Source organism: Martinezella sp. CNPSo 3732 (genome assembly GCF_057784515.1).
This window is the reverse complement of the sequence record NZ_JBXSOO010000017.1, coordinates 72,902-87,188: the sequence shown is the minus strand read 5'-3', so window position 1 is coordinate 87,188 and position 14,287 is coordinate 72,902. Positions and strand designations below refer to the sequence as shown.

12 protein-coding genes and 1 tRNA gene are annotated in these 14,287 nt (G+C 58.3%); 5 read left to right on the top strand and 8 right to left on the bottom strand.

Going from position 1 to position 14,287, the window contains the following annotated elements; all coding sequences use genetic code 11:
* Positions 1-4 precede the first annotated feature (4 nt).
* The 8 genes from AC13RM_RS23665 to AC13RM_RS23630 form a co-directional block, all read right to left on the bottom strand.
* A complete protein-coding gene (locus tag AC13RM_RS23665) occupies positions 5-625 on the bottom strand; it encodes a Maf-like protein (RefSeq protein WP_488555627.1) in 621 nt (206 codons plus the stop codon).
* 90 nt (positions 626-715) lie between these two features.
* Entirely contained in the window at positions 716-934 is a 219-nt protein-coding gene (gene infA, locus AC13RM_RS23660) for a translation initiation factor IF-1 (RefSeq protein WP_004117876.1), read from the bottom strand.
* A 142-nt stretch (positions 935-1,076) separates the two neighbouring features.
* Positions 1,077-1,559, bottom strand: a complete 483-nt coding sequence (locus tag AC13RM_RS23655) for an arsenate-mycothiol transferase ArsC (protein WP_113230883.1) — start codon at positions 1,557-1,559, stop codon at positions 1,077-1,079.
* A gap of 5 nt (positions 1,560-1,564) precedes the next feature.
* Positions 1,565-2,038 (bottom strand): UPF0262 family protein, encoded by a 474-nt coding sequence (locus AC13RM_RS23650; RefSeq protein WP_015341224.1) that lies wholly within the window; start codon positions 2,036-2,038, stop codon positions 1,565-1,567.
* 3 nt (positions 2,039-2,041) lie between these two features.
* Positions 2,042-3,340, bottom strand: coding sequence for a histidinol dehydrogenase (hisD, locus tag AC13RM_RS23645; RefSeq protein ID WP_488555626.1), 1,299 nt, complete (start codon positions 3,338-3,340; stop codon positions 2,042-2,044).
* 57 nt (positions 3,341-3,397) lie between these two features.
* Entirely contained in the window at positions 3,398-3,841 is a 444-nt protein-coding gene (locus AC13RM_RS23640) for a DUF2948 family protein (protein ID WP_368517182.1), read from the bottom strand.
* A gap of 564 nt (positions 3,842-4,405) precedes the next feature.
* The gene (gene murA / locus AC13RM_RS23635; RefSeq protein WP_374816529.1) at positions 4,406-5,698 is read right to left on the bottom strand and encodes a UDP-N-acetylglucosamine 1-carboxyvinyltransferase; all 1,293 of its coding nucleotides are present in this window, start codon (positions 5,696-5,698) and stop codon (positions 4,406-4,408) included.
* A gap of 140 nt (positions 5,699-5,838) precedes the next feature.
* Entirely contained in the window at positions 5,839-6,057 is a 219-nt protein-coding gene (locus tag AC13RM_RS23630) for a hypothetical protein (RefSeq protein WP_374816568.1), read from the bottom strand.
* Positions 6,058-6,290: 233 nt separating this feature from the next.
* On the opposite strand from AC13RM_RS23630, the gene AC13RM_RS23625 reads away from it, so the two are divergent.
* From AC13RM_RS23625 to AC13RM_RS23605, 5 genes are all read left to right on the top strand, one after another.
* Positions 6,291-6,365 (top strand) — tRNA-Thr (locus AC13RM_RS23625).
* Positions 6,366-6,455: 90 nt separating this feature from the next.
* Positions 6,456-8,027, top strand: a complete 1,572-nt coding sequence (locus AC13RM_RS23620; protein ID WP_488555625.1) for a tyrosine-type recombinase/integrase — start codon at positions 6,456-6,458, stop codon at positions 8,025-8,027.
* A gap of 89 nt (positions 8,028-8,116) precedes the next feature.
* A complete protein-coding gene (locus AC13RM_RS23615; protein ID WP_488555624.1) occupies positions 8,117-9,418 on the top strand; it encodes a hypothetical protein in 1,302 nt (433 codons plus the stop codon).
* Positions 9,419-10,037: 619 nt separating this feature from the next.
* Positions 10,038-12,047 carry an ATP-dependent nuclease gene (locus AC13RM_RS23610; protein WP_488555623.1) on the top strand — a complete coding sequence of 670 codons (2,010 nt, stop codon included), beginning with the start codon at positions 10,038-10,040 and terminating at the stop codon, positions 12,045-12,047.
* Positions 12,040-14,085, top strand: a complete 2,046-nt coding sequence (locus AC13RM_RS23605) for a UvrD-helicase domain-containing protein (RefSeq protein ID WP_488555622.1) — start codon at positions 12,040-12,042, stop codon at positions 14,083-14,085. Before AC13RM_RS23610 ends, AC13RM_RS23605 begins: the two co-directional genes overlap by 8 nt.
* Positions 14,086-14,287: the final 202 nt, after the last annotated feature.

Here is a 14,287-nt window from a genome sequence, read left to right as displayed (position 1 = left end):
ACGACTATCCTTCCTGCCATCCGGCGTGGACATCGAATCCCTCGCCTGCCAGCAGCAGCATGGTTTCATAAAGCGGCAATCCGACGACATTGGTGTAGGAACCGACAAGTTTCTGCACGAAGGAACCGGCAAGCCCCTGAATGCCGTAGGCTCCCGCCTTGCCGCGCCACTGGCCGGAGGCAAGATACATGTCGATATCGCGGCTCGAAAGCCGCTTGAAACGCACCTTGGTTTCCACCACCTTCTGGCGCGCCTTCCGGTCCGGCGTGATCAGGCAGATGCCGGTATAGACGACATGGCCGCGACCGGAGAGCAGATGCAGGGCCGCAGCCGCTTCATCGACGAATTCCGCCTTCGGCAGGATGCGCCGCCCGACGGCGACGACCGTGTCGGCCGAAAGGATATAGCTCCCCTGCCAGGCGGCATCGCTCTTGATGGCGGCAAAGGCGGCATCGCCCTTCTCCGCCGAAAGCCGGCGCGCCAGCGAGCGTGGATGCTCCGATTTCCTCGGCGCCTCGTCGATGTCCATCGGCATGAGACGCGCGGGCTCGATGCCTGACTGATGCAGGAGCTCGACGCGACGCGGCGATCCGGAGGCCAGTATCAGCTTGTGTTTCAACGCCATCAGATCTCGACCTGTCATGCGGGAATGAGAGCCGGCTCCGGAGCGTGATGCCGAAAATGTCGGCGGCATCCGGCTCCAGCGAGCGGCGGACTACTTGAAACGGTAGGTGATGCGGCCCTTGGTCAGGTCGTAAGGGGTCATTTCCACCAGCACCTTGTCGCCCGCCAGAACGCGGATGCGGTTCTTGCGCATGCGGCCCGCGGTGTGGGCGATGATCTCGTGCTCGTTTTCCAGCTTCACGCGAAAGGTCGCGTTCGGCAGGAGTTCGGTGACGACACCGGGAAATTCGAGGACTTCTTCTTTCGGCATTAAAGCTTCTTTTCCTGTCGGTTGGGGCCGGCGTTCCTGTTAAAAAGGCTGGGTCGCCGGAAATTTGCGCGGAAACTACACAATCGCCGCGGTTTTGTGAACCACGTTGATAAGGGTTTCTGCATTTGTTTCATTTGCAGCTCTAAAGCGAGCCGCGATGTTCCACAAGCCTGCTCTCGATCAGGCCGAGAAGATAGTCCCTCACCCCGCGATAGGCATCCAGAACCTGATCGCGTGTTCCGTCCGTCGCGGAAGGGTCCATCGTCGGCCAATAGATGACGTCAATCGCATTGGCCCGCGTCAATTCCAGCGCGGCGTGATGCGCTTCAGGAGAGAGCGTGATGATGATATCGAAGAAATCATCTTCCAGCTCCTCCAAGGTCTGCGGCTGTCGCCGGCCGAGCGAGAGCCCCATCTCGGAAAGCACGACATCGACGAAGGGATTGCGCTCGCCGGCGCGCACCCCCGCCGAGGCGATATAGGTGCCCTGCGGCAGCATCTGCCGAGCGATCGCTTCGGCCATCGGCGAACGAATGGTATTCAGGCCGCACATGAAGAGGATGGCGCTGGGGGATTTGCCCCCGGACGACCTACCATTGTGCTCGATCGCCTGCGGCTCGTCCATGGCAGTCACCCGCGCCAGTAGAGCACGCAGACGAGCGTGAAGAGCCGCCGCGCCGTATCGAAATCCACGCTGATCTTGCCGTTCAGCCGGTCCATCAGCGTCTGGGAGCCTTCGTTGTGGATGCCGCGCCGGCCCATGTCGATCGCCTCGATGCGGCTTGGCGTGGCGGAGCGGATCGCCTCGTAATAGCTCTCGCAGATCATGAAGTAATCCTTCACGATCCGGCGAAACGGGGTGAGCGACAGGATATGGGTGGCGACAACCCCGCCATCTTCCATGCGGATGTCGAAGACCAGCTTCTGCTCGACCAGCGACAGGTTCAGCAGATAAGGCCCGCCCTCATGCCCGACGGGCGCGAAGCTGTTTTCCTCGATCAGGTCGAAAATGGCGACGGCACGCTCATGCTCGACATCGGGCGTCGAGCGGCCGATCGTGTCGTCCAGGACCACGTCGCTCAGCCGGAAGACGCCCTTTGCCATGCCTTACCCCTCGAGATTGAGGCGAATCGCGACCGACCGCGCATGTGCATCCAGCCCCTCGGAATTGGCAAGCGCGATCGCCGCCGGGCCGAGCGCGCGAAGCTGCTCCGCTCCAAGCCGGAGAATAGAGGTGCGCTTGACGAAATCCAGCACGGAAAGTCCAGAGGAGAAGCGGGCGGAGCGGGCCGTCGGCAGCACATGGTTCGAGCCACCGACATAGTCGCCGATCACTTCGGGCGTATGACGGCCGACGAAGATCGCTCCGGCATTGCGAACACCGGCCAAAAGCGGCTCGGGATCGTCGACCGCCAGCTCCAGATGTTCGGCCGCGATGCGGTTGGCGAGCGGTATCGCCTGCTTCAGATCGGAGACCAGGATGACCGCGCCGAAATCCCGCCAGCTCGCCGCCGCCGTCTGCGAGCGGCTGAGCCGCTTCAGCTGCCGCTCGACCGCCGCTTCCACTGCCCGACCGAATTCGGCATCGTCGGTGATCAGGATCGATTGCGCGCTTTCATCGTGCTCAGCCTGCGCCAGCAGATCGGCGGCGATCCAGTCCGGATCGTTGTTCTTGTCGGCGATGACAAGCACTTCCGAGGGGCCGGCGATCATATCGATGCCGACGGTACCGAACACCTGGCGCTTGGCCGCGGCCACATAGGCATTGCCGGGGCCGGTGATCTTGTAGACCGGCTCGATCGTCTCGGTGCCATAGGCAAGGGCCGCGATCGCCTGCGCGCCGCCGATGCGATAGATCTCCTCGACGCCGGCCATGCGCGCGGCGGCAAGCACGGCCGGCTTGACGGCGCCGCCGGTCGCCGGCACGGCGATGACGATGCGATCGACGCCGGCGACCTTGGCCGGAACGGCATTCATCAGCACCGAGCTCGGATAGCTCGCCGTGCCGCCGGGCACATAGAGGCCGACCGCTTCGATTGCCGTCCAGCGCGATCCCAAGCCGACACCGAGATCGTCTTCATAGATATCGTCCTTCGGCAATTGCCGGCGGTGATGCGATTCGATGCGGGTGGCAGCAACCTTCAGCGCGCCCAAAACTTCCGCCGGAACGGCCTCGATCGCGGCATCGATCTCCGCTTCGCTGACACGCATCGGCGTTGTCGCGAAATCGACGCCGTCGAACTTTTTCGAATAGTCCGCCAGGGCCGCATCGCCGCGCGTCCGCACATCGTCGATGATGCCGCGCACCACGGCGTTCACATCCTCGGACACTTCCCGCTTGGTCGTCAGGAATGCGGCGAACTGCTGCTCGAACCCTTCCGACGCCTGATCCAGCCAGATAGCCAAACTGATATTCCTCTTCACTGCGGCCGCCTGCGGCGGCAAAAATCCAACCGTCGCTGCCTATTCGCCCGCGTCGGGATGCCGAGGCTTATGGGCCGTTTCCCATGCGCCGCCGATATCCGCAAGCTGGGCCTCGATGCACTCGACATCGAGCGCGATCGTGGCGTTGGCGGCAAGGGCAAGCTCGATGGTGCCGTCAGGCCCCTCGCCCTTCTGCTCGAAGCGGATCGCGAGCAGCGACAGAACCTCGTCACGGTTGCGCCGGTCGAAGCCGCTGGAACGCACGGCCTGCACGCGCTTGAACACCAGTGCCGAACGATGGCGTTCATAAGGCTTGCTGCGCTGGTCCGATTGCTCCCAGACGAAACGGTTGGCCGCGAGCGAAAACTGTTCCTGCTTCGGCGCAAAGGACATGTCGCCGACCTTGAAGACGCTATCCTGCATATAGGCGGAGATGACATCCAGGTCCTCGGTGTCGAGTGCCATTAGCTTGAGATCGCTCATTCGTCCTTTATCCCTGATCGCGCCACTAGAGCGTTTCTGCTTTTCTTCGAATCGCGAAAACGCTCTATCCCTTTATTCTCTCGCAATTCCGGACGGAAAACCGCTACGCACTTTTCCTGGAATTGCTCTGGAACGCCCGGCAAAACACGATTGCCGAGGTTTTTCCATTCTGGACATAAGATGGGAGCGCAAAAGACGCAACCGAAGAAAGCGGGCTTGCCGGCTCTCTTCGCGCCGACGGATGGAAATAAGCTCGATCATCCAAAATGTTGTCGCGCTTTTGCGACAGCGGAATACAGAAAACCGGAAAGCTGCTCGGGGGCATGACAATCGCATATGAACGGAAGTCGCCGCACCCCCTTCTCCCCGGCGGGGAGAAGGTGCCGTCAGGCGGATGAGGGGGTGCCTGCCAGGAATACGAAAACTCGTGAATTCAAATCGATATCCCCCCTCATCCGACCTCCTGAGCCTGTCGAGGGGGCGGGCCACCTCTCCCCAAGGGGAGAAGGAATTTGCCGTGCCGATTTGCCCATATGCGATTGCTCGGGGGAGAACGCGACGCGCTTAGTCGCTGATGCGCTCGACCACGGCGCCGCAGCGCGTCAGCTTGTCTTCCAGCCGCTCGAAGCCGCGGTCGAGGTGATAGATGCGCGACACCAGCGTCTCGCCTTCGGCGGCAAGGCCGGCAATGACGAGCGAGACGGAGGCACGAAGGTCGGTCGCCATCACGGGCGCGCCCTTCAGCTTCTGTACGCCTTCGACGCGGGCGGTCTGACCGGAAAGCGAGATCTTGGCGCCGAGGCGGGCGAGCTCCTGCACATGCATGAAGCGGTTTTCGAAGATGGTCTCGGTGATATTCGAAATGCCTGAGGAGCGGGTCATCAGCGCCATGAACTGCGCCTGCAGGTCGGTCGGGAAGCCGGGGAACGGATCGGTGGTGACGTCAACCGGCTGGATGCCGCCGCCATTGCGCATGACGCGGATGCCGTTATTGGTCGGCGAAACCACGGCACCGGCGCGCCGCAGGCTTTCGAGCGCGGTGTCGAGCAGGGCGACATGGGTATTTTCAAGCGTGACGTCGCCGCCAGCCATGGCAACCGCCATGGCATAGGTGCCGGTCTCGATACGGTCGGGCAGCACGCGGTGGCGGGCACCGGAGAGCGAGGTGACGCCTTCGATGGTGATCGTGCTGGTGCCGGCGCCGGAAATCTTGGCGCCCATGGCGATCAGGCAATTGGCGAGATCGACGATTTCGGGCTCGCGAGCCGCATTGCCGATGACGGTGGTGCCGCGGGCAAGCGTGGCGGCCATCATCATCACATGCGTCGCACCGACGGAAACCTTCGGGAAGTCATAACGCGCGCCGATGAGGCCGCCCTTCGGCGCGGTGGCGTTGATATAGCCGCCATCGATTTCCATAGTGGCGCCGAGCGCCTGCAAGCCCTCAATGAAGAGATCGACCGGACGCGTGCCGATGGCGCAGCCGCCCGGCAGCGACACGCGCGCCTGCCCCTCGCGGGCGAGCAGCGGCCCGATGACCCAGAAGCTCGCGCGCATCTTGGCGACGAGCTCATAAGGTGCTGTCGTATCGACGATGGTGCGGCAGGTGAAATGGATGGTGCGGGAATAGCCGTCTTCCTGGCGCTCGCGCCGGCCGTTGACGGCGACATCGACGCCGTGATTGCCGAGAATGCGCATCAGGAGCTCGACATCGGCGAGATGCGGCACGTTTTCGAGGGTCAGGGTATCGCTTGTCAGAAGCGAGGCGATCATCAGCGGCAGGGCGGCATTCTTGGCGCCGGAGATCGGAATGATACCGTTGAGCTCATTGCCGCCGACAATCCTGATACGATCCATATAAGCAATACGGGCGAGGCCCGCCTTTCCTGATAGTTCCGGGCGCCAGCTCAGGCGCCAGGTTTCGTGCACCTGGTAAAAGGCGCTCTTTAGACGAAATAGATTAACGCATCAATTCGTTTGATGATGGGCGACATCAATCATTGCGATTCGTCCCTTTTTGCGGCGGAATCAGCATTATCCCCAGCCTTTGCGCCCGGCAGCCCATCCGTCTCGTCGGCCTGCCCGGCGCGCCGCGCCCGCACCTGCTGCTTGCGCCGCGCCAGATTCTCGCGCAGCTTCTGCGCCGCACGCTCGCGCCGCCGATCCGCCTCCGTGACCTGCTTGCCGCCCACGGCCTCGCCCGCCTCATCGCCAATCCCGTCACCGACCCCACCGGGCGCCGAACCGCCCCGCAAAGTCCGCCCACCATCGATTTTCGTCTTGTCCGCAGCCATGATTTTCCCATAGCGGAAAACGCCTGCCTTCAAAAGACCGACACATTTTTTCCAGCCATCTTTCAAAGAACTTGCAATTTGCGGCTTGCACTCCGCCCCGACCTATGGCAATAGCCGCCTCGCCCAATACGGCGCACCACACCGCGCCACGGAATGCTGCTATAGCTCAGGGGTAGAGCACTCCCTTGGTAAGGGAGAGGCCGAGAGTTCAAATCTCTCTAGCAGCACCATCTTACCTCATTGATTTCATTGAAGCCCTTGCATTCCAAGGCCGTTCGTACATTCTTCCGTTACAAATCACGTTACAAAACGGAAGCTAAATGGCCCGCCAGCCCCGATATTTGTTGAACAGAGAAGGTCGCTATTTCGCCCGTCTCGTCATCCCTAAAGATCTACGCCCTTATCTCGAAAACAAGACAGAACTTCGCGAAGCGCTGGGACCGGACCGCCGACTTGCTCTTTCACGGCTCCATAGTGCTGTTGCGAATCTTCAGCACAAACTTCATTTAGCGGAAAAGCAGGCTCAACAAGAAAAAGGCGTGCCCGCGGCCCTTGGCCGATACCCTCTCACTCCAGAACAGATCGCAGCCCGAAATTATCATGAGAGGCTGTCGCTTGACGAGCAGTTTCGAAGAAGCGGCCCCGCCTGGGCAAGTGTCGGTATTGATGACATTTACGTTTCAGATTTACGGGCTGGCATCGCCGGGAAGCTAAACGATCAGGCCCTTCTTGAGCTTATTGGGGGCCGGCTGGAACGATATCGACAACTCGGCAACACAACAGTGGAGTTCGGCACCACCGAGTGGCGCGACGTAGCGCGTGCGCTTTGCATATCCGAGCTCGAGGCTTTGGCACGAGTAGCTGAGCGGGACGAAGGTGACTATTCTGGCGAGCCGGCCCATCCCGTCATTCGAAAGTCGATGTCGGTCGCAGAGGACCTGCCGCCCGTGCCGATGGAACAAATTTTCAATCGCTACATGGCGGAGTTGAAAGCCAACGGTAAAGGCGCCGGTGCGGAGAAGCGCTGGCGTCCGATCATCGAAGATCTCGTGAAATTCACCAAGATCTCAGATGCCAGGAAGCTTACCAAAAAACACATTGTCGAGTGGAAGGACGCGAAAATCACGACACTCGCTCCCCGCACAGTCAGGGACGTCTACCTGACGGCTGTGAATGCTGTGTTGAACTGGGCCGTCTCGAACGACTTGCTTGAGGCCAACCCAGCCAGGGACGTGAAGCTGAAAGTAGCACTCAAGCCGGTGACACGTCCTAAGGGCTTTACCCGCGAAGAAGCCGTTGCCATATTGAAATTCTCTCTCGCTTACGAAGCTCCCCAATCTGACAACCCGCAGACACGGGAAAAACCTGGCACCACTGCGGCCAAGAAGTGGGCACCTCTTATCTGTGCGCTGACGGGCTCACGTATTTCAGAGATCACACAATTGCGGAAGGAGGATGTGCGAGAGGAGAATGGCATCTCCTACATCAGGATTACACCCGACGCCGGCAAAGTGAAAAACCGACAATACCGGGACGTTCCGCTCCATCCGCAGATCATTGAAAAGGGTTTTCTGAAATTCGTTGAGACCTCACCGGCCGGAGCCTTGTTTTACCCACCTATGGAGGGCAAGAGAACCGCGGACCCCGCTCAAACGGTCTCTGGGCGAATTTCCAATTGGCTTCAAAAGAACCACGTAGTTCCGGACGGCGTTTCGCCCAATCACGGTTGGCGGCATGCGTTTAAGACATTCGGCCTTGAGGCCGGGATCGATGGCCGAGTTCTCGACGCGATACAGGGGCATGCACCACGCACGGCAGGCGAAAATTACGGTGACGTGACGATTTCGGCAAAGAAGATTGCGATCGACAAGCTCCCATCATTCGCTGTTTGATCGACGGCGCACACTGTCGCAATGGCTATGGTCTGGCACTCCTGCACGGATGTTAGCGAACTGGTGGAATCGGCAAAGGAGAGCGTGCCTTGATCAGCAGAGACGAACTCTATGAACTCGTGTGGTCAAAGCCCATGACCAAGGTCGCCGAGCAATTCGAAGTGTCGAACAGCTACATGGCCCGCGTTTGTGCTTCGCTCAATGTCCCCCGGCCGGAGCGCGGCTATTGGGCGAAACTGGCTGTCGGTAAAGCACCACCACGCGAGGACCTTCCGAAGGCTCGACCTGGTGACCAGGTTTCTTGGTCCAAGGGAGGAGAGCTTAGCGTTCCAGAAAAACCTCGGCCTCATCACCGTTCGGTCAAGGCTCCGCCCGCATCTTTGGAGGAACGTTTGCCAAAGTCCAGCACTCACTCGCTGGTGCAAAATGCCAGAGCACATTTCGAAAATGGCCGGCCGGTCGAGGGCGGCGCCTACCTCAAGCCGTACAAAAAGGTGCTGCTTCATGTGACGACCTCCAAAGCTTGTTTGAGCAAAATCCTTGGCTTCGCCAGCAATCTCTTCAATTCGCTTGAGACAGCAGGGCATCGTGTGGTTCTGGCCCCATCTGATCAGCGATTTTCGCGACCACGGATCGACGAGCGCGAAGATACCAGCAAACAGCGTAGCCATCATCAGAATAGTCTTTGGTCGCCGGGGCGCGCCACCCTAGTCTATGTTGGCACCGTTCCAATCGGCCTGGCGATCCTGGAAGTGTCCGAAGAGGTGCTTATGCGCTATATTGGTAACAGCAAATACATCCGCGAGGCGGACTACGTTCCTCCAAAGGCTTCCCGGTACGCGAGAGCTTTTATCTGGACTACGAACAAGGAGATTCCCGCCGGACGCCTGAGGCTTATAGCATACAGCCCCTATCATCGCGTTTCCTGGTCAAGTCATTGGGACGAGACGGCAAATTCCCCTTTGGAAAAGACGCTCCCTGCCATCGTAAAGGCTATAGAAAGCGCGGCGATCGAGCTTGCTACTAAACTCGAGGAAGCGGACCGCCGGGCTGAGATAGCTCACCAAGAACGGCTTGCAGCCCAGGAGCGCCGGGCGAAAGAGGAGGATCGACATCAGGTCAAAAAGTCTTTCCGCGAAAGCCGGGAACATCTGACCGAAATTATCCAACGATGGTCTCAAGTGATTGGAGTGGAACAGTTTCTGAGGGGCGTAGAGGAGCGTGCTGCTGTGCTGGTCGAGGACGAACGAAGGCACGTGCTAGAAAGACTTGCACTCGCTCGTGACTTCCTAGGCAGCCAAGACCCCCTGGACTTTTTCCTGGCCTGGAAGACGCCAACTGAGCTTTACAAACCTAGATACAATGACCCAGAGGATGCCTCCAAACTTTAGTGCCGGCACCGCATCACGCTGCCGGAACAGTTTTCCGCTCCAATATCTTGGTCCAGTTCGTATCGCCCGTTGGATCTTGCTGAGATTGCGAGACAGGGAGCCCATGATCCGCTCTCGGCCCCTATCATGTTCGCATACGGTCTACAGATGCGCAAGAGTTCGATACGAATCCAGTTCAAACAGCCATTTGCGCCCTGAACGCAGCTGCCCGCGCAGCGGGAGTGGTAGTGCCTCTTTGAAGCGTTCGGATTTGAGGTACTTTGGGTGCACCAAATGTGATTTTTTCGAAGCGGGAGGACCTGCTTGTGGCGGATTTGTATGAGAAAGAGCGCGTGCAAGCGCTCACGTAACAGCGGGAGTTCGCCACCAATGCAAGTTCCTACTGAGCTTGAACAAGAAATATCGACTGGGACAAGCGTCGCTTGTCGCTTGACTCGCTCCAATAACACGTTCTAGTTTTGTTCCTGTGATTCTAGATCGCGCACCATATCCGGGCTCGCTCGTCCGAAGTTGCCGCTGTGCGTCCCATAAAACGACGCAGCTGCCGAACAAGAATTTGAGGTCTTCATTTGGTGCGGACATCGCGGTAGAAGCCGCACGTGCATAGCAAGGGTTATCGATGTTCATCTCAGAGCTGCGCATCGAGAATTTTAGAGGGTACGGTGAGGGAGACGATGCCCTCACCCTACCACTCAGTGCCGGCCTTACAGCGCTTGTTGGCGAGAACGATAGCGGCAAAACGACGATCATCGATGCATTGCGCCTTGCATTGGGAACCCGTGACCAAGAGAGTTTTCGGGTGGATGATGGCGATTTCCACCACCCTGCAGGTGGTGGGGAGCGCCGCACCGAGATCCGCATTCGTTGCAAATTTGAAGGGCTCACGGCCCGCGATAAAGCAGCCTTTGCTGAGCACCTCAGTTATGAGGATAAAGGTGCGGCAAAATCGGTCGTTCTATATCTTAATTGGAAAGCGATAGCGTCCGTCGCCGGGAGCCGCAACAGGCGATTCACAACCATTGAAACCAGATCTGGAGGGGCAGGAGATGGGCCGCCGTTCGATCAAGGCGCCCGAACCCTCTTATGCTCGACTTATCTGCGGCCGCTGCGCGATGCGGAACGCGCGATGTCAGCCGGGCGAGGCTCCCGGCTGTCGCAGATTCTTCAGCACACCAGTGAAATTAAAGAGAACGGCACGCCTTATGATCCCGCGCAGAATCCGCCCGTGGACCCGCGGGCACTGACGGTTCTGGGCATCGGGGATTTCGCGAACGAGCTTCTCAAAACACATATTGGGGTGAACAGCGCGCGGGAGAACCTCAACACTAGGTATCTCGCGCCCTTGTCATTTGCCGGAAGCAAATTGCAAGGGCGTATTTCGGTAAGCGGGGTCAGAGGCGAGGATGCGGCGCGGCTTCGGCTACTGCTGGAGAAGCTAGACCTCGAACTACGGGATGAATCTCTGCCCGATACGCCCGCTAACCGGGGGCTCGGGTCGAACAATCTCCTGTTTATGGCATGCGAGCTTCTTCTATTGGGCGCAGAGGCCGACGGTTTCCCCGTTCTGTTGATCGAAGAACCGGAAGCGCATCTTCATCCGCAGCGTCAGCTTCGTCTGGTGCAGTTCTTGCAGCAAAAAGCAACCGAGCTACGCGACGATGGACAAAAAATACAGATCATCATTACAACTCATAGCGCCCATTTAGCTTCGGCCATTGCACTGGAGAATCTGGTTCTGTTGCATGGCCGCAAGGCGTTTCCTCTCTCTTCGACACGGACAAAACTGGAGAAAACGGATTACGCGTTTCTCTCAAGGTTTCTTGATGTCACGAAGGCCAATTTGTTTTTTGCGCGCGGTCTATTCATTGTAGAGGGCGATGCAGAAAACATCCTGCTGCCGACTATAGCCAAGCTTATCGGGCGCGATCTAACCGAAAACGGTGTATCGCTTGTCAATGTCGGCGGTGTGGGGCTGCGAAGGTTTGCACGCATTTATCTCCGCAAGGAGCCAATGTCGGACGGTGTCATAGGCATTCCTGTTGCCTGCGTTACCGATCTCGATGTTATGCCAGATTGCGCCCCTGAAATCATCGGAAAGGTGAAGCCGGGAGACGCATGGCCGCTTACCAAAGATAGAAAATGGCGCGCGTTAAAGGACTTTACGACCCCTCAGCTCGCAGAGAAAAAGGCAGGGATCAAAGGGAAAGCGTCCGAGCAGAACGTTGAGACGTTTGTAGCCGATCACTGGACGTTGGAGTACGATCTGGCCTTTTGCGGTCTGGCAAAAGAGGTCTGGGTTGCGGCATCGCTTGCCGAAAATGATGATAAAATCAACGCCGGGAAGATCAAATCTCGCGATGTGATCCGCGGGGCATTGAAATCGTTTTTAGCGCTTCAGGCTGCCGCGGCGACGCCCGAAGAACTTGCCACACGCGTATATGGCTTGGTTCTCGATGTTTCAAAGCCAACTGTTGCCCAGTATCTTGCGGCTCTGCTGGAACAGCGTCGATCGAACCGAACGCCGGGCGGCCTGGTATCGGTTTTGCCCCCTTACATTGTCAGTGCCATCACGCATGTAACAACTATCCCCGGCGCGGCCCCTCCGGCCGGGGCAGGCGCCGGTGCCTAGTTATCCTGTCTTCACGCTTCCGGTCATTGACGATAGCGACATAGCATGGGTGTGCGGTCTCCTTGGTTTGCCGGCGAACGCATTTGCAGGCGCCGATGGAGCAGACCCACGGCTTCATGTACTGAAATCAACCGAGAGCATCGACATAGAAGCGTGTCCCGGCAGCGGGAAGACCACCTTGCTTGTCGCCAAGTTAGCAATTCTTGCGAAAAAGTGGACTGATCCACGTCGGGGGATTTGCGTTCTTTCGCACACAAACGTGGCCCGCCGCGAGATAGAAACACAGCTTGGAAATACTGCTGCGGGGCAACGCCTTCTTAGTTATCCACATTATGTCGGCACCATCCACGGCTTCGTGAACGAGTTCCTTGCGATCCCTTGGTTACGCTCACAGGGCATTCCAGTGCGCGCGATCGACGACCTCTTATGCGAGAACCATCGCAGACGGTTGCTGAAAACGCAGCAGTTCAGCGCGCTGGCGAATGCCATCAACCCAAAGGAAGCGGCCAATGATCGTATCAATATCGTAGGAAATTGGCGCGTTGCCACCGCGGGTTTTACGGTGCTTCGCAACGGACAACCGGAGTTCAAAGACCAGACGAAACCCGCCGCCAAACAACTTGTCGCTCTTGCCCGAAAATGCGCACAGGACGGCTATCACTGCTACGACGAAATGTTCATGTGGGCCTGCGACCTTCTCGATCGCTATCCAGATACTATTGAAGCCCTGCGCTTGCGGTTCCCCTCGGTGTTCATCGATGAGGTGCAAGACAATAGTGAACTACAGTCAGGCATCCTTCATCGAATCTTTGTCGCGGGGCCGTCGGGGGCTGCCATTCGTCAGCGATATGGAGATTCCAATCAGGCAATCTATGACAGTGCGAATGGGGCGGGCGCGACGACGGACACTTTCCCACTAGCCGCCATATGCAAGGCCATTCCCAACAGCCACCGGTTTGGCCAGGAAATTGCTTCCTTTGCAAATCCGCTTGGCCTTGCACCTCATGGCCTTATCGGCCTAGGCCCGAAGAACCCCAGGATTGCTTCTGACACAAGCGGCAATCACACCGTGTTTTTGTTTGATGACGCTACAGTCGATCACGTCGTCGAATCCTACGCCCGTTATTTGTGCGAGATCTTCACCGCCACAGAGTTGAAAGACGGGGTTTTCACAGCCGTCGCTGCGGTGCATAAACCCGGAGAGAAGGACGACAATGTGCCCCGGCACGTTGGAAAATATTGGCCTGCCTATGATCCGGCCCTGACCGCCGCGGAGCCGAAACCGGAAACCTTGCAGCAGTATTTTTTCGCAGGTGCCAAGTTGGCAGCGGAGCGCGGCGAAACCCATTTCGTTACGGAGAAAATCGCCGAAGGCATTTTCCGGCTTGCGCAGATGACAGATCCGCTGACATCCGTCGCGGGCAAGCGAAAGCATAGGCAAATGGCCGCGCTATTGGCCAGCAATCAAAAAGCGCATGCGCTTTATTTTCAAATAATCACAGGCATAGCGGTCGATCGCCAGACACTTACGGAGGAATTCTGGGATAGCACTTGTAGGCCGGCGTTCGCAGAAATTGTTAAATGCCTGACCGGTAAGGTTCCTACTGGTACTGCTGCTGACGCTTTCCTTACCTGGAACAGTGGGCCGGGAGGTGCTGCCGGGGCTCCGGCAATCGAACGGAATAATATCTACCATTATCCGGCCGCCGCACCGGAAGTCAGCATACGAGTCGGCTCCATTCACTCAGTCAAAGGAGAAACTCACACTGCGACGCTGGTGCTGGAGAGTTTCTATAGGAAGCATCATCTTGCAAGCCTCAAATCATGGCTGACAGGAGCCAAGACGGGCCAGGGCAGTGAGGGAGCGGAGAATCGCAAACGCCTGAAACAACATTACGTCGCCATGACACGCCCGACACATCTCCTCTGCCTGGCTCTGCGTGAAGACGCGATCACCGCTGCTGAGTTGACGTTGCTAAAGGCCAAGGGATGGCGCCTCGCGCGGGTTCAGGCGGGAGGATATGAGTGGATTTTATAAAGAAACGGATCGATCACTACGCCGACTTATGTGGCCGCCGTGCAGCAAGTCGCGTGTCCGGCAGCAATAGCGCGACGGCACAATGCATCGCTTGTGACAGACAGGGTATGACAACAGCTGTTTTTCGCCCCTTATTTGGTCAAGGTAAGATATTGTAATTTCGTGTGAAATTTTAACGCTTCGACAACAACGAAACTATCGA